At 70.1% G+C, this 19,594-nt stretch carries 21 protein-coding genes; 8 read left to right on the plus strand and 13 right to left on the minus strand.

Going from position 1 to position 19,594, the window contains the following annotated elements; all coding sequences use genetic code 11:
• Positions 1-96 precede the first annotated feature (96 nt).
• A complete protein-coding gene (locus AB0K15_RS01400) occupies positions 97-819 on the plus strand; it encodes a G1 family glutamic endopeptidase (protein ID WP_364044082.1) in 723 nt (240 codons plus the stop codon).
• Positions 820-858: 39 nt separating this feature from the next.
• On the opposite strand, the gene AB0K15_RS01405 is transcribed toward AB0K15_RS01400, so the two are convergent.
• Genes AB0K15_RS01405 through AB0K15_RS01420 form a run of 4 tightly spaced genes read right to left on the minus strand, consistent with a single transcriptional unit; the run spans position 859 to position 5,336 of the window.
• The gene (locus tag AB0K15_RS01405) at positions 859-1,176 is read right to left on the minus strand and encodes an antibiotic biosynthesis monooxygenase (protein WP_364044085.1); all 318 of its coding nucleotides are present in this window, start codon (positions 1,174-1,176) and stop codon (positions 859-861) included.
• A gap of 40 nt (positions 1,177-1,216) precedes the next feature.
• Positions 1,217-1,876, minus strand: coding sequence for a hypothetical protein (locus tag AB0K15_RS01410; RefSeq protein ID WP_364045338.1), 660 nt, complete (start codon positions 1,874-1,876; stop codon positions 1,217-1,219).
• A 57-nt stretch (positions 1,877-1,933) separates the two neighbouring features.
• Positions 1,934-2,452, minus strand: a complete 519-nt coding sequence (locus AB0K15_RS01415; RefSeq protein ID WP_364045340.1) for an O-acetyl-ADP-ribose deacetylase — start codon at positions 2,450-2,452, stop codon at positions 1,934-1,936.
• Between the two features lie 4 nt (positions 2,453-2,456).
• A complete protein-coding gene (locus AB0K15_RS01420) occupies positions 2,457-5,336 on the minus strand; it encodes an AAA family ATPase (protein ID WP_364044088.1) in 2,880 nt (959 codons plus the stop codon).
• Positions 5,337-5,782: 446 nt separating this feature from the next.
• Between AB0K15_RS01420 and AB0K15_RS01425 the strand changes: the two genes are divergently transcribed.
• A complete protein-coding gene (locus tag AB0K15_RS01425; protein WP_364044091.1) occupies positions 5,783-6,886 on the plus strand; it encodes a S1 family peptidase in 1,104 nt (367 codons plus the stop codon).
• A gap of 86 nt (positions 6,887-6,972) precedes the next feature.
• Here the strand turns inward: AB0K15_RS01425 and AB0K15_RS01430 are convergent, their stop codons facing one another.
• Complete coding sequence (locus AB0K15_RS01430) at positions 6,973-7,377, minus strand: SsgA family sporulation/cell division regulator (RefSeq protein WP_364044094.1); 405 nt, start codon at positions 7,375-7,377, stop codon at positions 6,973-6,975.
• A gap of 265 nt (positions 7,378-7,642) precedes the next feature.
• Positions 7,643-8,113 (minus strand): Lrp/AsnC family transcriptional regulator, encoded by a 471-nt coding sequence (locus AB0K15_RS01435; RefSeq protein ID WP_364044097.1) that lies wholly within the window; start codon positions 8,111-8,113, stop codon positions 7,643-7,645.
• Between the two features lie 254 nt (positions 8,114-8,367).
• On the opposite strand from AB0K15_RS01435, the gene AB0K15_RS01440 reads away from it, so the two are divergent.
• Positions 8,368-9,327, plus strand: coding sequence for a beta-ketoacyl-ACP synthase III (locus AB0K15_RS01440; protein WP_364044100.1), 960 nt, complete (start codon positions 8,368-8,370; stop codon positions 9,325-9,327).
• On the opposite strand, the gene AB0K15_RS01445 is transcribed toward AB0K15_RS01440, so the two are convergent.
• Complete coding sequence (locus AB0K15_RS01445; protein WP_364044103.1) at positions 9,324-10,802, minus strand: adenylate/guanylate cyclase domain-containing protein; 1,479 nt, start codon at positions 10,800-10,802, stop codon at positions 9,324-9,326. The genes AB0K15_RS01440 and AB0K15_RS01445 overlap by 4 nt on opposite strands.
• An 88-nt stretch (positions 10,803-10,890) precedes the next feature.
• Here AB0K15_RS01445 and AB0K15_RS01450 point away from each other — a divergent pair, with 88 nt between their 5' ends.
• The 3 genes from AB0K15_RS01450 to AB0K15_RS01460 all read left to right on the plus strand — a co-directional run bounded on the left by AB0K15_RS01450 (position 10,891) and on the right by AB0K15_RS01460 (position 12,912).
• On the plus strand, positions 10,891-11,379 hold the full coding sequence (locus AB0K15_RS01450) for an FBP domain-containing protein (RefSeq protein ID WP_364044106.1): 489 nt from the start codon (positions 10,891-10,893) through the stop codon (positions 11,377-11,379).
• A 104-nt stretch (positions 11,380-11,483) separates the two neighbouring features.
• Positions 11,484-12,449 carry an IS481 family transposase gene (locus tag AB0K15_RS01455; protein WP_364044109.1) on the plus strand — a complete coding sequence of 322 codons (966 nt, stop codon included), beginning with the start codon at positions 11,484-11,486 and terminating at the stop codon, positions 12,447-12,449.
• 16 nt (positions 12,450-12,465) lie between these two features.
• Positions 12,466-12,912 (plus strand): AAA family ATPase, encoded by a 447-nt coding sequence (locus AB0K15_RS01460; RefSeq protein WP_364044112.1) that lies wholly within the window; start codon positions 12,466-12,468, stop codon positions 12,910-12,912.
• 234 nt (positions 12,913-13,146) lie between these two features.
• Here the strand turns inward: AB0K15_RS01460 and AB0K15_RS01465 are convergent, their stop codons facing one another.
• Complete coding sequence (locus AB0K15_RS01465) at positions 13,147-13,845, minus strand: FCD domain-containing protein (RefSeq protein ID WP_364044115.1); 699 nt, start codon at positions 13,843-13,845, stop codon at positions 13,147-13,149.
• 26 nt (positions 13,846-13,871) lie between these two features.
• Between AB0K15_RS01465 and AB0K15_RS01470 the strand changes: the two genes are divergently transcribed.
• Positions 13,872-14,252, plus strand: a complete 381-nt coding sequence (locus AB0K15_RS01470) for a VOC family protein (RefSeq protein ID WP_364044119.1) — start codon at positions 13,872-13,874, stop codon at positions 14,250-14,252.
• 81 nt (positions 14,253-14,333) lie between these two features.
• On the opposite strand, the gene AB0K15_RS01475 is transcribed toward AB0K15_RS01470, so the two are convergent.
• Positions 14,334-15,212, minus strand: a complete 879-nt coding sequence (locus tag AB0K15_RS01475; RefSeq protein ID WP_364044122.1) for an SDR family NAD(P)-dependent oxidoreductase — start codon at positions 15,210-15,212, stop codon at positions 14,334-14,336.
• A gap of 98 nt (positions 15,213-15,310) precedes the next feature.
• Between AB0K15_RS01475 and AB0K15_RS01480 the strand changes: the two genes are divergently transcribed.
• Positions 15,311-15,955, plus strand: a complete 645-nt coding sequence (locus AB0K15_RS01480) for a TetR family transcriptional regulator (RefSeq protein WP_364044125.1) — start codon at positions 15,311-15,313, stop codon at positions 15,953-15,955.
• Here AB0K15_RS01480 and AB0K15_RS01485 read toward each other — a convergent pair.
• The 4 genes from AB0K15_RS01485 to AB0K15_RS01500 are packed head-to-tail and all read right to left on the minus strand — an operon-like array spanning position 15,952 to position 19,221.
• On the minus strand, positions 15,952-16,716 hold the full coding sequence (locus AB0K15_RS01485; RefSeq protein ID WP_364044128.1) for an ESX secretion-associated protein EspG: 765 nt from the start codon (positions 16,714-16,716) through the stop codon (positions 15,952-15,954). The two genes, AB0K15_RS01480 and AB0K15_RS01485, sit on opposite strands and share 4 nt — an antisense overlap.
• An 8-nt stretch (positions 16,717-16,724) precedes the next feature.
• Positions 16,725-18,107, minus strand: a complete 1,383-nt coding sequence (locus AB0K15_RS01490; RefSeq protein WP_364044130.1) for a hypothetical protein — start codon at positions 18,105-18,107, stop codon at positions 16,725-16,727.
• On the minus strand, positions 18,107-18,721 hold the full coding sequence (locus AB0K15_RS01495) for a DUF3558 domain-containing protein (RefSeq protein WP_364044133.1): 615 nt from the start codon (positions 18,719-18,721) through the stop codon (positions 18,107-18,109). Before AB0K15_RS01495 ends, AB0K15_RS01490 begins: the two co-directional genes overlap by 1 nt.
• Positions 18,718-19,221 (minus strand): hypothetical protein, encoded by a 504-nt coding sequence (locus AB0K15_RS01500; RefSeq protein WP_364044136.1) that lies wholly within the window; start codon positions 19,219-19,221, stop codon positions 18,718-18,720. Before AB0K15_RS01500 ends, AB0K15_RS01495 begins: the two co-directional genes overlap by 4 nt.
• Positions 19,222-19,594: the final 373 nt, after the last annotated feature.

Below are 19,594 nucleotides of genomic sequence, written 5' to 3' on the forward strand. Positions count from 1 at the left end.
GTAGCTACCCACCCGCTCACGTGGATCCAACACTTGTTACCGGTGCGCACCGCCTGTAACACCCCGAGTCCCCATCGGTGATCAGATTGGATCCGCATGAACTCCCCCCTCTCCTCACGGACCGCGCGGGTGCTGGCCGTCACGGCGGCCGCCGCGGCGAGCATCGCGGCCGCGGCCGGCGTCGCCACGGTCAGCACGCCGTCGTTCGGCTCGTTCCACGGCCAGAGCTTCTCGGGTGGCAACTGGGGCGGCTACGTGAGCTTCGGCAGCTTCACGACCGCGACCGCCAGCTGGACGGAACCGTCGGTGACCTGCCGGTCCAGCAACGACCTGTTCGCCCCGTGGGTCGGCATCGACGGTGACGGATCGTCCACTGTGGAGCAGACGGGCGTGGCCACGGACTGCTCCAGCGGCCGCCCCGTCTACCAGGCCTGGTACGAGATGTACCCGGCTGCGCCGGTGTACTACTCGTCCTCGTCCGCTCCGGTCAGCGCCGGTGACCACATCTCCGCGACGGTCACGCGCACCGGGACGAACACCTACAGGCTGGACATCAGCGACACCACCAAGGGCTGGTCGAAGACGATCAGCAAGTCGCTGACCTCCCAGCACTCCTCGGCCGAGGCGATCATCGAGTCGCCGACGGACTCGTACCCGTCGATCTCGGGCGGGATCTCGTTCACCGGCGTGAAGTTCAACGGGCAGAGCCTCGCGTCGACCAACCCCGAAGGCCTCGACGCCGACGACCGCGGCTCCGCCACCTTCAGCCCGGGCGCCATCGGCTCGGACGGCCAGAGCTTCACGATGACGCGGCACTGACGTCGGCTCCGGTCCGCGGGGACTTCTCCGCGGACCGGGTCAGCGCGTGAAGCCGTAGGACCGCTCGACGCGCGCCACCCGCACCTCGAACTCCTCGTACCACTCCGCCCGGCCCCGGCGGCGGCTCTCGGTGTGCTCGAGGTTCTTCCGCCAGCCGGCGATGGCTTCCTCGTCCCGCCAGTACGACACGGTGATTCCGAGGCCCGACTCGTCGCGCGCCGACTCCTCGCCCAGGTACCCGTCCTGCTGCGCCGCGAGTTCCGACATCTCGAGGGCGCGCTCGGCGTAGCCGTTGTCGCCTTCGGTGCGGCGGGACGTGAAGATCACCGCGTAGTACGGGGGTTCGGGTCTCGGCATGCTCGGTGTATACCCGGCCGGGTCCGTGCCGCGCGAGTGCTTATCCCTGCAACGCCCCGACCGCCCACGCGAACACCATCACGGCGAGCAGCAGCGACACCCCGGCCTGCACCATCATCGTCAGCTTCGCCCAGATCCGCAGCGGCATGACGTCGGTGGGGCTGAAGGCCGTCGAGTTGGTGAAGGAGAGATACAGGTAGTCGGCGTAGCGCGGCTCCCAGTCCTGGCTGGTGAGCTCGGGGCTGTCCATCTGGGGGAACTGCAGGTCGGGGAACTCCGCCCGCCCCTTCGCCCGCCGCGCCGGCCCGCCGCGGTCGAACTCCCAGTACCAGAGCGAGAAGACGACGATGTTCGTCCAGTACACGATCGCGCCACTCACCAGCACCTGCGGCGCGTGCCCGCTGAACGACCCCTGCACGATCCCCAGCACCAGCCGCACCGCCGATGCCGCCGTGGTCGCGCTCACCACCGCCAGCAGCACCAGCGACACGATCCGCTCGACCCGGCTGAACTCGCCCATCCGCCCGGGGTTGATCAACAACAACGCGACGAGCAACAACACCGACACCGCGGGCAACAGCCACCACGGCCGCAACACCACCCGGTCCGGCAACGCCAACTGCAACGCGAGCGTCCCCACCACCACCCCGGCGGCCGGCCACCGCGTCTCCCCGGCGGTCGCTCTCCGCCACGCCGGCAGGGCGCCGGCTTCATGTGAGTCCACGGGGGTCACGGTAAGGCGGAGCCGGTCCGGCTGCTACAGCACCGCTTCGAACGCGGCATACGCCCGCTGGTCGAACAACACAAACCGCACGAAATCGAACGCCGACGTGTCCGCGTCCCGGACCGTCGACACCGCGATCCGCGCCGCGTCCTCGATCGGCCACCGGTACACGCCCGTCGAGATCGCCGGAAACGCCACGGTCCGCGCGCCGAGGGAGGCGGCCACCGCGAGGGAGTTGCGGTGGCAGTCCACCAGCAGCGAAGACCGGTCTTCCGAAGAAGACCAGACCGGTCCCACCGTGTGCACCACCCAGCGCGCCGGCAGCCGGCCCGCGGTGGTGGCCACGGCCTGGCCCGTGCGGAGCCCCTTGCCGTAGTGGCCGGCGCGCAGTGCCCGGCACTCGGCCAGGATCTCCGGGCCGCCCTTGCGGTGGATGGCGCCGTCGACTCCGCCGCCGCCGAGGAGGGAGGAGTTGGCGGCGTTGACGATGGCGTCGACGTGCTGTTCGGTGAGGTCGCCGAGGGTCAGTTCGATGGGTGCCACGGACACCAGCCTGTCACGAAACCGCCGCGTCTCCCGACGGGAGGTGGCGGCCGACGTCCGCCCGACCGCGCGCTCCCAGCTTGCGCAAGACCTTCGCCACGTGCTGTTCCACCGTGCGCGGCGACAAAAACAACCCGTCCGCGATCTCGCGGTTGGTGCGGCCCTCGGCGAGCATGCGGGCGACCTCGCGTTCGCGCGGGGACAGCTCGCGGCCGTAGCCGCGGCGGCCGCGTTGCGAGGGGGCCCAGGCGCCGTGCTCGCGGAGCAGGTGGTGGCAGCGGCCGGCGTCGCGCGTGGCGCCGAGGCGTTCGTACGCGCGGGCCGCGGCGGACAGCGCGTCGACGGCCGGGCGGTGGCCCGCCAGCAGCCGCAGGCAGGCGGCGCGCTCGACCATCGACGTCGCCAGGTACGGCATCGGCAGGCGCGCGTACGCGGTGGCCGCGGCGTCGAAGCCCGCGGCCGCGGCCAGGTGTTTGCCGCGGGCGCCCGTGAGCACGGCGCGGCCCGCGGACAGAGCGGCCACGGCCAGGGGCGCGTCGCGGCCCGTGATGCCGCGCGCGAACTCCTCCACGAACGCGTCGGCGTCCGACCACCGGCCCGCCCGCGTGAAGGCTTCGGCCGCCGCCGGCACCAGCGACGCCGCCCACACCCACACGCCCTTGCGGCGCGCGGCGTCCACGGCGACGTCGGCGACCGAGCACGCGCCGGCCACTTCGTCGCCCGCCAGATGCACCCCGATCTGCACCGACGCGGCCGAAAGCACCACGGGGACCGGCCCGTCAGCGGGAACCGAAGCACGCGCCAGATGTTCCGCGGCCGCCGCGAACTCGCCCCGCACGGCCGCCAACCCGCCGAGCACCAGCGAAGTCTCCATCACGATCGGTCCCAGCTCCGGGTACCGCGAGCGCACGTCTTCCGCTGCCTCCGCGAGCCCGTCCCAGTCGCCGCGGAACCACGCCAGCCGCGCGTGCGTGCCCTGGACCAGGCCGATCGCGTACAGTGCCCCCGCGTCCGAAGCGCGCCGCGCGCCCTCCTCGACGAGCCGCGCGGCCCGGTCGAGGTGCCCGGCCCACGACTGCGCGTCGGCCAGGTTGCACCACAGCCGCGCGAGCTGCACGCGCTCCGCCACGCTGTCGCCGACGTCCGGCAGCGCCTCGAACTCCGTCCACGCCGAACCGTCGCCGAGGTGCGACGCGTTGGCGATCCGGTCCACGGTCAGCGCCAGCCGCAGCTCCGGGTCCGTCAGTCCGGAGTGGACTTCCCGCGCCCGCCGCATCCAGCCTTCGTGCCACGACAGGGGAGTGAGCCCGTCGACGGGCTGTGCCAGCAGGTTGATGCCGCGCGCCGCCAGCTCCGGCCGGTCCACGAGCTCGGCGACGGCGCGCTCCACCTCCTCGCGCCCGCGTACCAGCCGCCCGATCGTGCGCACCAGCAGCATGCCGAGTGACAGCCGGATCGTTCCGCGCACGGTCGCCGGCAACGGCCGCTCCTCCAGCACTCGCTCCAGCGTCTCGATCACGTCCGGGCGGAAGCCGCGCAGCGCGACCTGGCTCAGCTTCGTGGCGAGCCGCCCGACGTCGTCCGAAGCCGGCAGCACGGCCTGCAGCAGGTCGATCGCCCGCGAGGTCTCGCCGTGGACGATGGCCTCGTCGGCGGCCGCTTCCGCGTGACGAAGCCATTTCTCCGTGCGTCCGGCCGCATACGCGTGCTGCGCCAGCAACAACGAAGGCGGCGCAGGCAACGACCCCAGCACGCGCATCGATTCGGTGTGCAGCAACGTCCGCTCCGGGCCGCTCACCGTGTCGTACACGGCCTTGCGCGCCAGCGGATGCCGGAAGCCGTAGCGGTTTTCGCCCAGCTCGGCCACCAACCCACCGGCCAGCGCGGCCAGCAAAGCCGCTCGCAGCGACTCCTCGCCGAGCCCCGCCACCTCGGCCAACGTCGCCGGCTCCGCGGGCACCGCCAGCACCGCCGCGGCCCGCGTCAGCTGCGCGGCGTCCGCGGGCAACGCGGCCAGCCGCTCCGTCACGGACTCCCGCAACGGCGCCGGCACCTCAAGGTTCTCCAGCAGCCGGTCCGACAGTCCCTCACCCGCCGGCAACGGCACGTTCCGCAAGGCCCGCAACGTTTCCTCGACCACGAACGGAATCCCGCCCGTGCATTCGTGCAGCTTCGTCGCGAACTCGTCACCCACCCGCGGCAGTTCGAGCACGTGCACGGCCATCACCCGCACCGCCTCGACGTCCAGCGGCCCGAGCGCGACGCGTGCCGTGTGGACATTCGGCGCGGCCCGCACCGGCGCGCCCAAGGGCCCCGGCCACGGCTGGGCCCCCGTGCGGTACGCGGCCACCACGGCCAGCTCCGGTGGCAGGTCGGCGGCGAGGAACCGCATCAGGTCGCACGTGCCCTCGTCGGCCCACTGCAGGTCGTCGACCAGCAGGATCGTCGGTCCACAAGCGACGAACAGCTCCCGCACGGCGCGGAACACGCGGTGCCGCTGCGCGCCCGGGTCGTCCAGCGGCTCGGGCGTCGGCGGCAGCCGGTCGGCCAGCTCGGGCAGCAGCGGCCGCAGCACACCGGCCACGGGGCTCAGCGGTCCCAGCGGACGCTCGCCCGCCGCGTGCAACGCCTCCAGCACCGGCCCGTACGGGAACGGCTCACGCAACGGCTGGCAAATGCCACGCAGCACACGTCCGCCGGCGAACTCGGGCCGTCGCGCCAGCTCGGCCAGCAGGCGCGAGCGGCCCATCCCCGGTTCACCCTCCACGAGCACGGCCGCGGGTCGGTGGACGAGTACCTCGACCACCGCGGTGAGCTCCTCGCCCCGGCCCGCGAAAGCCGTCGCCCCGGTGCGCACGGTGACCGACGTCGGACGGGGGACGGCCTGCCACATGTCGACCTCCCTGCATGCTTGTCCGTTTCGTCGGGAGCCTAAGCAGCGTTCGGCCACCCGTAAACCAGCCGACGACCTGCGTCTGGGCACCCGGCTCACACGTCTGCGTACACAGCGTCACCGGTTGGCAGACGGATCTTCGGCCCAGGATCACCATGCGTACGAAACCTCGGGCATCCCCTCGTTCCAGGGGTGCATAACACGTTCCAGCCGCTGAAAGAGCTACGCAAAGTAGTTGCCGGAATCCCTACTTATGGACGGTGCCGCGAGGGAAAATGGTGCCGATACGGCGTCTGGAGCAGGACGTTCGGCCAAGGGGATTGCGTATACCTATCCGCGCCGAGCCCTTATTGCAGTGGACTGGACCACCCTGCACGCTCTCATCCCGGGGGAAGGGATGCGCCGCGTGGCCGCACCGGTGCCGCGCGTAATCACGAGGGAGAAGCATGAAGATCTTCAGATTCCTCGGTATCGCCGCCGTCGCCGCCGCGACGGCGGGCACGATGGCCGCGGTCACGAGCCCGGTCGCGGGTGCCACCTTGTTGAACCCCGACATGGTGCCGGCGATGCAGCGCGACCTCGGTCTCACCCACGACCAGGCCCTCGCCCGGCTCGCCGCCGAGGACTCCGCCACGAAGGTGGGCCAGGCGCTGGAAACCGCGCTCGGCGACAGCTTCGGTGGCGCGAGCTACGACGCGGCCACGGGCAAGGCACGCGTCGGCGTGACCGACGCTTCACTCGTGGAGAAGGTGCGCGCGGCGGGCGCCGAGGCGCAGGTGGTGCGCTTCAGCGAGCGTCAGCTCGACTCCAGCGTGGCCAAGCTGAACGCGAGCGAGAAGGCTGCACCGCAGTCGGTCACGGCGTGGGGCGTGGACCCGGCGTCGAACCGCGTGACGATCACCGTCCTCAAGGGACAGCGGGCCGCGGCGGAGAAGTTCGCTCGCCAGTCCGGTGTGGACACTTCCTCGCTGGAGGTCACGGAGACCGCCGCCAAGCCGCAGCTGCACTACAACGTGCTCGGGGGTGACGCGTACTACATCGGCGGTTCGTCGCGCTGCTCCGTCGGCTTCTCCGTGAACGGCGGCTTCCTCACCGCGGGCCACTGCGCCGCGCTCACCGGCGCCGGCCCGCTGACCGGCTACAACCGCGTGTCCATGGGCTCGTTCTCCAGCTACCGCTTCCCGGGCAGCGACTACGCGTACGCACGGGTCAACAGCAGCTGGACCCCGGTCGGCCAGATCAACAACGGCACCCGGGTGACCGGTTCGACGGCCGCGGCCGTGGGCGCGTCCGTCTGCAAGTCGGGCTCCACCACGGGCTGGACCTGCGGCACGATCCGGGCCAAGAACCAGACCGTGCGCTACCCCGAGGGCACCGTCAGCGGCATGGTGCTCACCAACGCCCGCTCCGACCACGGTGACTCGGGCGGCTCGTTCATCTCCGGCAACCAGGCGCAGGGCCTGCTTTCCGGCGGTGACACCGTGAACACGTACTACTACCCGATCGCCAACGCCCTCTCGGCGACCGGCACGACGCTCGTGCGCGGCTGACCCGGCAAAACAGAGAAAGGGCGGCTCGAGTGCCTCCAGAGCACTCGAGCCGCCCTTCTCCGCCGCGGGATCGGCAGTTTGTGGGGTCAGACGTTGCTGATCTCCTCGATCAGCCCGTCGATGTCGAAGTTCTCGCTCTCGGTGCCGAGCGGAACCAGTTCGTAGGAGGACTCCAGGAAGTTCTCGATGTCCTCGCGCTCCAGCTCGAACGACGCGTACCCGTCGGGTGACTCGATCTCCAGCGTGAGCATGGCCGGGTCCTCGGACAGGTCGGGGCGGATGCGCACGTCGCCCAGCCCGGCCGGCTCCTCGAGTCCGGTCACGAGCAAGTCACGTGCGAACGTCCACTCGATCCACCGGCCGCGCTCGGTCCGGAACGCCACGGTGACCGCGAAGGGTTCCGCGGAGTGGTAGGACAGGCGGGACAGCACCGGCGTGGTGCTCTCGTTCAGCAACACGAACTGGGTCTGGTGTACGGCGTCGGTGTGCACGGCTGCTCCTGGTGTTTCCTCCGGTGGTTCGCGCCCTGCGAACTGGTCGGCAAGGAGATGATCAGCTTCGGCTCTCGTGACGCCGGTTCGGCGCCATTCACGCGATCGGCTGCATCCGTCCTCTGTGGCGTAACACGGACCACATACCCCTTGCGTTCGATCGCTGACCGCCCGTCACCCGATTTCGCCCGGGCGGGCAGGCGGGAGGAGACTTTCGCGCATGGTCACGGGATTGTCACGGACGGTCCGATGTAGACCGTGAAGGTCAGGCCAGGGGCAGCGTGAGCCCGACCTTCACCCGGTCCATGGCCACGCTCGTGGTGAAGTGCCGGACGTTGGGGTTGTCGAAGAACATCCGCCGGGTGAAGGCCTCGAACCCCGCCATGTCCGGACAAGTCACGATCAACACGAAATCCGCCGTGCCCGTGACGTAGTAACACTGCTGCACGCAGTCGTCGCCCAGCACCTGCCGGCGGAACGAGTCCAGCACGGCCAGGTTCTCCCGCTCCATCTCCACCATGACGACGAACGTCATCGACAGCCCGAGGGCGCCGGGGGACAGCACGGCGACCTCCTTCTCGATCACGCCCGTCTCGCGCAGCCGCTTGATGCGGCGCTGCACGGCGGCGGCCGAGAGGCCCACCTTCGCGCCGATGACCTCGGCGATCGTGCGCGAGTCGGCCTGCAGGCAGGCGAGGATGGCGAGGTCCAGCCGGTCGAGGTCGGGAGTGAGCACGCTTCAGGCTAACCGGGTGCACCGACTCGACGCCTCGTCTTTACCGAGGCTCACCCGCTGATCAAGAAGAGGTTCGCCCAATACCTCCTATCGAGCGAACGTGAAAGAGGAGGATGAGTGACGTGCGCCACAACTGACCGGTCTACCCAGGGGTAGCCCATAGAAGTGGAGCGAGCCGGCGGAACCGCCGTCCACCGGCCGGGGAGGTAGTAGCTGTGAGTCCTGTCGGGTTCCCACCTGGTCGTACCGCCGTCGTGACCGCGCTCGGTCGCGCGCTGCCCGAACGGGTCGTGACCAACGACGAGATCGCGCAGACCCTGGACACCTCCGACGAGTGGATCCGCACCCGCACCGGCATCCGCGAGCGCCGCATGGCCGCGCCCGGCGAGTCCACAGTGGATCTCGCCGTCGCCGCGGGCCGTGAAGCCCTTGGCGACAGCTCGGTCGACGCCGTGGTGCTCGCCACCTCCACCGCCGACCAGCTCTGCCCCGCCAGCGCGCCCCAGGTGGCTGCGCGGCTCGGGCTCGGCACGGCCGCCGCGTTCGACGTGAACGCCGTGTGCAGCGGCTTCGTCTACGCCCTGGCCACGGCGCAGGGCTTCATCGCCGGCGGCATCGCCAAGCGCGTGCTGGTGATCGGCGCCGACGTCTTCACCTCGCTGGTCGACCCGACGGACCGCACCACCGTGCCCATCTTCGGCGACGGTGCGGGCGCGGTCGTCCTGCGCGCCGGCGACTCGGAAGAGCCGGGCGCGATCGGCCCGTTCGACCTCCACAGCGAGGGCGAGCTGGCCGACCTGCTGTGGGTCGAGGCAGGCGGCTCGAAGCACCGCTTCTCCGAGGACCAGCGCGACCACCACCTCGTCATGCAGGGCACGGCGGTGTTCCGCCACGCGTGCGCGCGGATGGCCGAATCGTCGCGCGCCGTGCTGGAGCAGGCCGGCTGGATGGTCGGGGACGTCGACCGGTTCGTGGGCCACCAGGCGAACATCCGCATCCTGCAGGCGACGGCGAAGCACCTCGGCCTGCCCGCCGACGCCGTGGTGGCGAACATCGACCGCGTCGGCAACACGAGCGCCGCGTCGATCCCGCTGGCCCTGGCGGACGCGGTGGAGGACGGCACGCTGGTGCCCGGGCACCGGGTGCTGCTGACGGCCTTCGGGGCGGGTCTGACCTGGGGTTCGACGTTGCTGACCTGGCCGGAGCTGGGCTAGTTCGTCCAGGCCTCGGTCGCCTGTTGACGGCCGCGCAGCAGGAGCGTGCCGTGCGGCTGCCAGAACTCGCGCTCACCGCCGAGCGCGGCCTTCACGGCGCCCTCGCTGGCCAGGATGCGTGACGGCACGGACTTCGCGTGCTCAGTCAGCCGCGCGGCTTCGTTCACGGCGTCGCCGATGACGGTGTACTCGAGCCGGCTCGACGTGCCCAGCTGGCCCGCGAACACCTGCCCGCACGCGACGCCGATACCCAGGTCGAGCTCGCCGTCCGCCACCACGGCGTCGCGGATCGCGCGGGCGGCGGCCAGCGCCATGGTGGGGGCGTCGGACAGGCGCGTGGGTGCGCCGAAGATGCACAGGGCGGCGTCGCCCTGGAACTTGTTGACCAGGCCGCCGCGCGCGTCGACGGCGGAGACCACGCTGGCGAAGAAGCGGTTCAGCTTGGCCACGAGCTCCTCGGGCGGCGTGCGCGACGCGAGCGCGGTGGAGTCGACGACGTCCACGAACAGGGCCGTCACCTCGCGTACGTCGCCGGACAGCGAGGCGCCGTACTCCAGGGCGTGCCGCGCGACGTCGGTGCCGACGTGCCGGCCGAACAGGTCCCGCATCCGCTCCTGCTCACGCAGCCCGGCGGCGAGCTCGTTCACCGACGTCTGGAGCATGCCGATCTCGCTGGAGTCGTCGACGTCCACGGACACGTCGGTGGTCCCGCGCGCGATCCGGTCCAGCGCCACGCGCAGGCGGTGCAGCGGCGCGGCGACGGCGCGGGCCAGCAGCGCCGTGCCGATGGCACCCGTGGTGAGGCCGATCACGGACAGCGTGATCAGGCTCGCCGTCGGGTTGGCGCGGGTGACGTCGGGCGGCGTCGCGACCAGCAGCACGCCGACGAGCGGCACGCCGCTGGCCAGGGCCCACGTGACGATCAGCCTGGTCAGCACGGTCACGGGCAGCGAGCCGTGGGGCGGCGTCACGTCGAGTGCGATCGTCATCACCGGCCGCGCCACCCACTCCGCGGCGAGGTACATCAGGCCGACGGTGGTCAGCCCGCCGAGGCCGATCGTCAGCGCCATGCCGGACGCGTCGTCGAACGAGCCGAGCACACCGGCCAGCGTGCCCAGCGCGATCGTGCCGATGAGCCAGAGCGTGCCGCTGACCACGGCCATGTCCACGGGCAGCCGCAGCGCGCGCTTGGCCTCGTCCTCGGTCGGCGGACGGCCGATCGTGAACCACACCACGGTGCGTCGCTGCAGGTAGGCGGTCCAGAGCGTGCCCACGAGCAGGCTCACGGCCACGATCCCGCCCGCCGTCAGGCCGAGGATCCACCCGCGGTCGCCCACGTCCCCGGGCAGCCCCTGCAGGAACAGCAGCAATGCGACGACCGCCGACCCGGCGACACTCGACCCGATGCCGAGCGCGGCGAAGCCCAGACTGGTGCGCAGAACCAGCCGGAACCGCCCCGCCGTTCGCTTGCGCACGCCGCCGATCGTACGGGCTGGCGCTCCCGCCCGGCTCGGCGAGAAAAGGCGTGGCAGCTCTCGCGGCCGCGTCGCTACCGTGCTGCCCATGCAACCCCTCGACGCCGACGCGATCCGCGCCTCCTTCGTGAACTGCTCCCGCGGCGAGGCCAAGTCCGTCACCCTCCCCGCCGACGTCCCCTGGGCCACGCGCGACTTCCTCGGCTGGCGCGACCCGAAAGCCCCCGGCCGCGCCTACCTCGTGGTGCCTCACGAAGGCGGCGTCGTGGGCCTGTCCCTGCGCGCCGCGCCGCCCGCCGCCTCGCGCTTGCGCAGCAACATGTGCGCCTTCTGCTCCACCACCCACGCCACGTCCGACATCACCCTCTTCACCGGCCGCCGCGCCGGCAAGGCCGGCCGCGAGGGCAACACCCTCGGCACGTACGTCTGCGCCAACCTGTCCTGCAGCGCGTACGTCCGCGGGGAGCTCAAGCCGGACGTCCCGCAACCCGTGGAGACCCTGACCCTGGACGAGCGCGTGGCACGCATGGAGGACAAGGTGCGGCGGTTCGTGGACCGGATCCTGGAACCGCACTAGTTGTATTTGGCCAGGACGTTGGTTGCGGGTGGTCTTGGTTGACATGGGGAGAGCCTCCGGTTGGGGTGTGGTTTGTCTAGGACCCACTCCAACCGGAGGCTCTCGTGTCTCACCGTAATGCCCGGACCACGGTTGTGGGCAGGCTGCTGATCGTCCAACGTCACCGGGCGGGATGGCCGCAGGCGCATATCGCGGCCGCGATGGGGATCTCCCGTAAATGCGTGAAAACCTGGCTGGACCGATACGCCGCGGAGGGCGAGCCCGGTCTTCGCGACCGGTCCTCGCGCCCGCATTCCTCGCCGCGGCGGACCAGCGAGGAGACCGAGCGCCGGATCGTGCACCTGCGCCAGAGCCAGCGTCGTGGGCCGGACTGGCTGGGAGCCGCGCTGGGGGTGCCGACGAGGACAGTGTCGCCGGTGCTGGCCCGCAACAATATCCCGCGGTTGTCCGCGCTCGATCCGATCACCGGCGAGGTGATCCGGGCCAGCAAAACCACCGCGGTGCGCTACGAACGGGACCGGCCGGGCGAGCTGGTCCACATGGACGTGAAGAAGATCGGCCGCATTCCTGACGGCGGCGGCTGGCGAGCACACGGCCGCGCGAACCAGGAAGCCACCCGTGACCGCAGCGTCAGGATCGGGTTCGACTACGTCCACTCCCTGGTCGACGACCACAGCCGGCTGGCCTACTCCGAGATCCTCCCGGACGAGAAGGGCCCGACCTGCGGAGCGTTCTTCGCCCGAGCGATCACCTACTTCGCCGGCCACGGCATCACGCGCATCGAGCGGCTGATGACCGACAACGCCTGGGCCTACCGCTGGTCCCTGCGCCAGGTCTGCGCCAAAAACGGCATCCGGCAGAAGTTCATCAAACCCCACTGCCCCTGGCAGAACGGGAAAGTCGAGCGCCTCAACCGCACCCTGCACACCGAATGGGCCTACCGGCAGGCCTTCACCAGCAACACCGAACGCACCGCAGCCCTTGCCCCCTGGATCGAGCACTACAACACTCAACGCCGCCACAGCGCACACGGCGGACACCCACCCACCAGCCGACTGCCACCAACCTGATGGCCAAATACAACTAGTGCGGGTGCTCGTCACGGGCATGTCGGGCGTCGGCAAGAGCGCCCTGCTGGCCGAGCTCGCCGCCCGCGGCTTCGCGACCGTCGAGACGGACTACGGCCCTTATACCGAAGTGGTCGACGGGGAACGGTTGTGGCGCGAGGACGTCATGGCGGAGCTGCTGGCTTCGTCGCCTTCGCTGTTCGTTTCGGGCACGGTGCGGAACCAGGTGCGGTTGCGGGGGTTCTTTTCTCATGTGGTGCTGCTGAGCGCCCCTGCTCCCGTCCTTGTTCGCCGGCTCGCTTCGCGCACGTCGAACTCGTACGGGAAGGACCCGGGGGAACTCGCGGAGACGTTGGGGTACCTCGAAACTGTGGAACCTCTGTTGCGCGCTTCGGCCACCCTCGAGGTCGTGACGACGATTCCGGTGGCGGAGGTCGCGGACCTCGTTCTGGCGCATGTGTTGTGAGATCAGGGTTTCTGGGCAGCTCGCGCCCGTCAGACAGCCCCCGCCCTCCTAAGGGGGCGTCCCCATTCCAGTTTACCGTTGCCAGGCCCCAAAAACCGGCCGTCGCGGAATTTGTGGACAAGTGCGGCATCGAGTGGGTGAGGTGTGGACAAGTCGGGGTTCACGGTTGACGCCGGCCGCCGCTCAACGCCCCAGGTGCAGCATCCTCCGAGGCTCCCCAGCGCACGAACCGCCCTACACAGCAGTGTCGTTACCCGCCGCATAATCGTGGGCGTAGGACTTCGCATCCAGCAGATGCTTCAGCGTGATCTCCCGCGCGGCAGGTCCGTTGGAGGCCTTCAAGGCCGACAGGATCGCCCGGTGCTCGTCCACGGCCTTGCGGATCTGGCCCGGCAACCGCAGCGCGGCGCGGCGCTCCTCGCCCACCAGGGCCAGGACGGAGCGCAGGAGGTCGGCGACGTCGTCGTTGCCGGCGTTGCCCGCCATGACGCGGTGGAACTCGGCGTCGGTCGCGATGACGCGCAGCATGTCGCCCGCGGCGGCCGCGGCTTCCATTTCGGCGACGTTGTCCTCGAGCCTCTGGATCGTCCGCGGCGAGTGGCTGGTGGCGAGGCGCTCGGCCAGCGTCGGTTCGACCGTCGCGCGCAGGTCGAACAGCTTCTCCACCAGCTGTTCGTGCTCGGAGAACCAGCTGCTCAGGGGCGCTTCGGTCTGCTCGCGGACGTAGGTGCCGGAGCCGGCGCGGATCTGGACGTGGCCGATCGAGTCCAGCACCCGCAACGCCTGCCGCAGCGACCCGCGGCTGATGCCGAGCTGTTCGCACAGGGCGCGTTCCGCGGGCAGCCTGGAGCCCGGTGGGAGCTCGCCACTGTCGATCATCGCGCGCAGGCGGTCGACGGTGGCGCTCCAGACCTGTTCGGATTCGTGGGCCACCCGTCCATCCTGGCAGGTCGTGGCGGGTGGCGGAAAATGTCGGTGGTGCGTGCCACTCTGAGGACGTGACTGCGAAGTTCAAGGACCTGGCCCTCGACGCCCGGGACCACCAGAAGCTGGCCGACTGGTGGTGCGTCGCGCTGGGCTACACGCGGCGCGAGGCGGCCCGCTCGGCCGACGACCCGGTGCCGATCGTCGACGTGGCCGGCGTGGGGCCGTTGATCTGGGTCAATCCGGTGCCCGAGGCGAAGACGGTGAAGAACCGGATGCACCTCGACGTGTTCGGTGACGTGGGGGAGCTGGTGTCGTTGGGGGCGGTGCTGGTGAGGAACAAGGGCGCGGACATCGATTGGTGGGTGATGGCGGATCCGGAGGGGAATGAGTTTTGTGTGTTCGAGCCGCGGTGACGGGGCAACTCGGGGATCGAGGTGCAGGGCCGGGTCGGGGGCAAGGGGAGTTCAGGGGATCAGTCGCGAATCGAGCGATGGTCAATTGTTGACGGTCGGAAGGCTGTTTCCCCGTTGTGCGTGCCAATTCTCGCCGGAGTCCGGGTGATCCGTTGAGCGGCTCAACTCCGCCCATTTCTCGTCCACGGCCAACCGGTTGCGCCAGACTTCGCGGCCGTATTCGTACGCGTCGCTGCCCACCAGTAGCCGCAGAGGTGGCTCCGGAAGCTCCGCAACCCGAAGTACCAGGTCGGCGACAAGAGCCGGGTCGCTGGTCGCCCTGTTCTCAAAGCCCGCCATCGCGCGGGCGGAAGCGCCGACCGTCGGCTCGTACGGTGCGCTGATCGGCGGCGTCGCCATCGACGAGCCGGCCCAGTCCGTGCGCATGCCGCCCGGTTCGAGGACCGTGACCTTGATGCCGAGCGGCGCGACCTCCGCGGCAAGCGCCTCGCTGAACCCGCCGACGGCCCACTTCGCCGACTGGTAAGCCGTCATCCCCGGGCTTCCGATCCGGCCGCCCAGCGAGGAAATCTGGATGATCCGCCCGCCGCCCTGCCGGCGAAGCACCGGCACAGCGGCCTTCGTGACGTAGACCGTGCCCAGGAAATTGGTCTCCACCTGGCGTCGGAAGACGTCCAGCGTCGTGTCTTCGAGGGCCGCTCGGTCTCCCTGGCCCGCGTTGTTCACGACGACGTCGAGCCGGCCGAAGGCCCGAACACCACCGGCGACAGCGGCCTCCGCGGCGGCGGGATCGGTCACATCCAAGGCCTCGACGTGCACCTGCGACCCGAAGCGTTCCCGCAGGTCATCGAGTGAACGCGGGTCGCGGGCGGTCGCCACGACCTGGTGCCCGGCCGCGAGGGCGCGCTCCACGATCTGGCGGCCCAGGCCACGCGAAGCGCCGGTCACGAAGAAAACCACGACAACCTCCGAACTCCGATTAACGCAAGTTGATTGCGTTAATACGACCGTAGCACCCTGAGGTCGGGTAACGCATCTGACTTGCGTTAAAGTGCGGTGTGCATCGCCGAGCGCGTTCCGAGGAAGCCAAGCTGCAGCGCGCCGAGGATCTGCTGGCCGCGGCCCGCAGGCTGGCCGTCGAGCTGGGCGGGGTGCGGCACGTGACGCTCGCGGCCGTCACGGAGGCGGCGGGGCTGCACGCGTCGGCCGTGCGGCGGTACTTCGCCAGCCGCGAGGAGTTGTTCCTCGAGCTCGCCGAACGCGGCTGGGAGGAGTGGAGCGACGTCCTCACCGCCCGCCTCGCCGGCGCTCGTGCTCTGTCGCCCGGGGAGCTCGCCGAGGCGCTCAGCACGACGATCGTCACGCTCCCGCTCTTCTGCGACCTGCTCACGCACGTGTCGCTGAGCCTCGAAGGCGACGTCTCCGTCGAGCGCGCGCGGCAGTACAAGACGAGGTCCTTCAAGGCGTACGACGTGATCGTCGAGACCCTCGTCGATGCCGGAACCCTTACCGCACAACAGGTTCACGACGTCATCGCCGCCCTGCTCGGCACGACTTCGTACTTCTGGCAGCTCTCCCACCCGACGGCCACCCTCGCCGAGCTCTACCGCCAGGAACCCCGCTGGTCCCACACCGCGCTCGACTTCGAGCCCCGCCTCACGCGGCTGCTGAAAGCCACCGCGGAAGGCCTGGCCGAGCGTTAGACGAGCGCGTTCGACGCCAGGTGCAGCGCCTCGATGAGGTGTGCGCGGTGTCCGGGGTGGACGTTGATGCGCGCTTCGCCGTTGGTGTTGCCGACGAACGTCAGCACGCGGCCGCGGTCGGTGAGGTCGAGCACGGACACCGGGGTGCTGCGCGTCCGACGGCCCGCACCGTCGCGCGTCGCGACGTACAGCTGGTGCGCGGCGTCGCGGCCAGCGCGCATGAGGCGGCGGAGCTCGTCGGCTTCGTGGGACATCTCGGTCAGCGGATCGTCGGACTCGTAGTCGCGGCCCGCGTCCTCGAAGTGGGCCTTCGGCACGCTCATCGGCGCCAGCTGCGCCGGCGGGCGCGTGGGCAGCGCGTCCACCAGGTGCTCCGCGGCTTCGCGCGCCGGGATCGGGTCGAGCTGCACCACGCGGTGGTCGGTGATCAGGCGCACGGCGTCGCGACCGGACTCCGCGACGAGGATGGCGCCGTCGTCCTGGCCGTTGCGGAAATTGCTCCACGAGTACATCTCGCGCGCCGGCCGGGCGAGCACATCCAGCGTCTCGCGCCACGCCCGGGTGAGATCACCGGCGGACGTGGCCAGCCCCAGGTCGTACAACGCGTCCATCGCACGCCGGCGCAACGTCGCCTCGGCTTCGTCGGTGCGGTACGTCTGGTCCGGCCCCACGACAATCGGCGGCTCACCGAGCTCGGCGACGCTCCACGAAACCAGGAACACCGGCCGGGGCAACCGCACCGGCCTGTCGATGATCGTCATCGGTCTGCTCAGGCTCCGATGGTCGGGGGCGTCGGCGGAAGGCCGGTGTGGGGATCGAGGAGCCTGCCGTCTTCGTCGTCGAGGAGCGAGAAGGCGGAGTCGTCGTCGATGCCGTACTTGCGCTGGTGTTCGGCGTCTTCCTCGCCTTTGCCCTTGCTGCCGGCGGCGCCCATGCCACCCATCCCGGGTGAGCCTTTGGCGCCGGCCGCACCCGCTGCCGCGCCTCGACCGGCCAGCGCGCCACCGCGGCCGCCTTCTTCCCCGAACACGCCGGACCCGGCACCACCACCGAGCCGCGACCCGGTTCCGGCCCCGGCCCCTGCCCCGCGTCCGCCGAACGCCCCGGACCCACCTGCTCCGCCGGCGCCTACTCCGAAGCCGCCCGGCCCGAAACCGTCGCCACCACCCGTCGCCGACCACGATGGATTCCCACTGCCGACCGGGAACCGCTGCCCCGGCGGCTGCGTGACCCGCGGATCGTCCGGATCACTCGACGTGTGCGTGTCGTCGTCATCACCCGGCCGCCGACCAGGCCGCTCCTCATCCCGCGGCGGCCTCTGCTCCGGCGGCACCACCGGCCGCCCCGTCGGCGGCGGCAACACCGTCGGCGGCGGGATGTTCGGCGGAGGCGTCGCCGGCGGGGGTGTGGTCGGCGGCGGGGTCGTGATGTGCCGGGTGTCGACCTCGGACTGTGAGGTGGACGTCTTGTCGTCGTCGGTCGTGTTCTTGGTCGTACGCGTGAGCTTCTCGCGCTTGACCTTGCCGGGCTGGGTGATCGTGACGGTGCCGTCGAAGCCGTTCAGCTGGCCGTAGTCCGTTTTGAGGTCCTGACCGCTGTTCTGCGCCTGCTGCGCGTAGCCGTTGTAACGATCGAGGTTCTGCTGGGCGAGCAGGTTGTACTGGTTGATCTTGTCTTCGGTGTCGGTGTCCCACGGCGTCGCCACATCGATGAAATCCTTGTGCGGCGGCGTTCCCGGCATGGGTCGCAGCGCCTGCTTCATCTCGTCGAACCCGTGCGCGAGGCCGGTGAGGTTCTGCCCGTTGGTCGTGTACGTCTGCGACGCGGAGGTCGTGGCGTCAGAAAACATCCTGATCCGCGTCTGTGCGGCGTCTGCTCCGCCACCGGTCCACACGGATTCGAGTCCGGTGCTGAGGCTCTGGATGTCCGAGCTGAGCGCGTGGTGGTCGTTGGCGAGCTCTGTTGCCTTGCCCGCTCCGTCGTGCCAGCCCCCGGCGCCCTTGCTGGCGAGCACCTTCTGCACCAGCTCAGGGGCCGGCACGGCCTGATCGCCGACGTTCCCGTGCCACACGTCTTCCGCCCACTGCTCAGCATCGTTGAACCGGTCGCTGAGCCACTTCGTACCGTCGCCGACCATGTCGAGGAAGCCCATCACGCACCTGCCCTGGCACGGAGGTTGGTGACGACCATGCCGGCGACTTGAGCTGCCAGCTCACAGGGGTCGGCTTTGCCGACCTTGCCTGAACTGAGGAAGAGTGAAGTGTCGAATGACAGATCGTCCCTGATGCCGACACTCACCTGGCAAAAGTCGTTGGGGGTGTCGGAGCTGTCCGGAGCGTGGCCGACTGCGGGAAATCCCTGGATCGCCGGAAGTGGTCGCCACACCTTGGACTGAGGTTTCGTGTTCTTGTACACAGCGCTTAGTCCCTCGTGGGTCTGAGTGGCGTAGCTGACGCCCACGGCGGCATCGGCGTGCCAGTTGCACGCCGGCCCTACCGCGGAGTCATCACGCGCGCCTTGAGGTGCGGTGCCGAGGATCTCTTTGAGTTGGGCCGAGGTCAGTGCTTCCTGGCAGGGATCGCCCGACAAGGCCGACGCCGGTAGCGGGTGTTCGACCTTCGGGGCGCCACTGTGAGGCAGTGTCCCGGCGCTCGACGATGGGCTTGGCGCAGGCGGAGTAGCGACCGGAGTGCTGGAACATCCTGTGATGCCCGCGAGGGCGGCAGCTGCGAAGGCCAGCGTTTGCAATGCTCGGTTGGCCCTCACGCGAACCCCTTGTCCTGGTTGCCGGCGCCTGCGGTTTTGACGTCGCTGGCTGCCTGCTCGTCTGTGCTTTCGGTGATTCCCAGCGCCTTCTCCAGCCGGGTCACCAACTCCGAGGCGTAAGCGCGTTCACGTTCGACCTGGCTGCTGCCTTCGCTGAATGCGCCGGTGCCTTGGCCCGCGCCCACCATCAGATTGTTGTACGAGGCACTGGCGGGATCGTCAGCAGGCGGGGTCAGCTGTGTGAGCACGACCGCTTTGGCTGTCATGTCTTGCAACTGGTCCCGGACGCGCTTGGCCACGGTGAGCATGCTCTGCGCCTCTTCACGGCTGAGGCTGAAGCGTCCGCCGCCTTCGCCGGAATTGGGCATTGCACCACCACCGCCGGCACCACCACCGCCGGCAGCGCCACCGCCGGCAGCGCCACCGCCGGCGGCAGGTGCGTCGGTGATGGCGAAGTCGAGCCCGGTAAGCCAGCCTGGCTCCGAGGCAGTTTGAGCCACTGCCTTCCCCCTCTGATGACACGTCGGTCCGACTGCGGACCGTCCCCTGCGGCAACGGTAATGGACTGATCACCCTCGGGTGGGCATTTTGCCGAAGTCGGTCGAAAGGCGCCAGGTCGCTGTCGCCGATCGGGTGGACGTTGTCCATCACGTGCCGGCCTCGTGGCGGAGTTGGTGACGACCGTGTCGCCCACGCGGGTCGTCAGGTCGCAGGGGGCGGCTTTGCCGACTTTGGCCCGGCTGAGGACCAGTGACGCGTCGAACTCCAGCTCGTCGCTGATGTCGAAGCTCACCTGGCAAAGTTGTTGCATGTGTCAGAGCTCGACGTAACGTGCGCGACCGCCGGGAACCCTTGGAGAGATCGAAGTTCTCA

The sequence above is a fragment of the Amycolatopsis sp. NPDC049253 genome (assembly GCF_040678995.1).
Classification (GTDB): Bacteria; Actinomycetota; Actinomycetes; order Mycobacteriales; family Pseudonocardiaceae; genus Amycolatopsis.

Bases quoted from the DNA above. Each gene is read 5' to 3' on its own strand.
- AB0K15_RS01420 (WP_364044088.1), bottom strand. From the start codon at position 5,336: ATGTGGCAGGCCGTCCCCCGTCCGACGTCGGTCACCGTGCGCACCGGG.
- AB0K15_RS01425 (WP_364044091.1), top strand. From the start codon at position 5,783: ATGAAGATCTTCAGATTCCTCGGTATCGCCGCCGTCGCCGCCGCGACG.
- AB0K15_RS01400 (WP_364044082.1), top strand. From the start codon at position 97: ATGAACTCCCCCCTCTCCTCACGGACCGCGCGGGTGCTGGCCGTCACG.
- AB0K15_RS01450 (WP_364044106.1), top strand. From the start codon at position 10,891: ATGCAACCCCTCGACGCCGACGCGATCCGCGCCTCCTTCGTGAACTGC.
- AB0K15_RS01485 (WP_364044128.1), bottom strand. From the start codon at position 16,716: ATGACGATCATCGACAGGCCGGTGCGGTTGCCCCGGCCGGTGTTCCTG.
- AB0K15_RS01490 (WP_364044130.1), bottom strand. From the start codon at position 18,107: ATGGGCTTCCTCGACATGGTCGGCGACGGTACGAAGTGGCTCAGCGAC.
- AB0K15_RS01405 (WP_364044085.1), bottom strand. From the start codon at position 1,176: ATGCCGAGACCCGAACCCCCGTACTACGCGGTGATCTTCACGTCCCGC.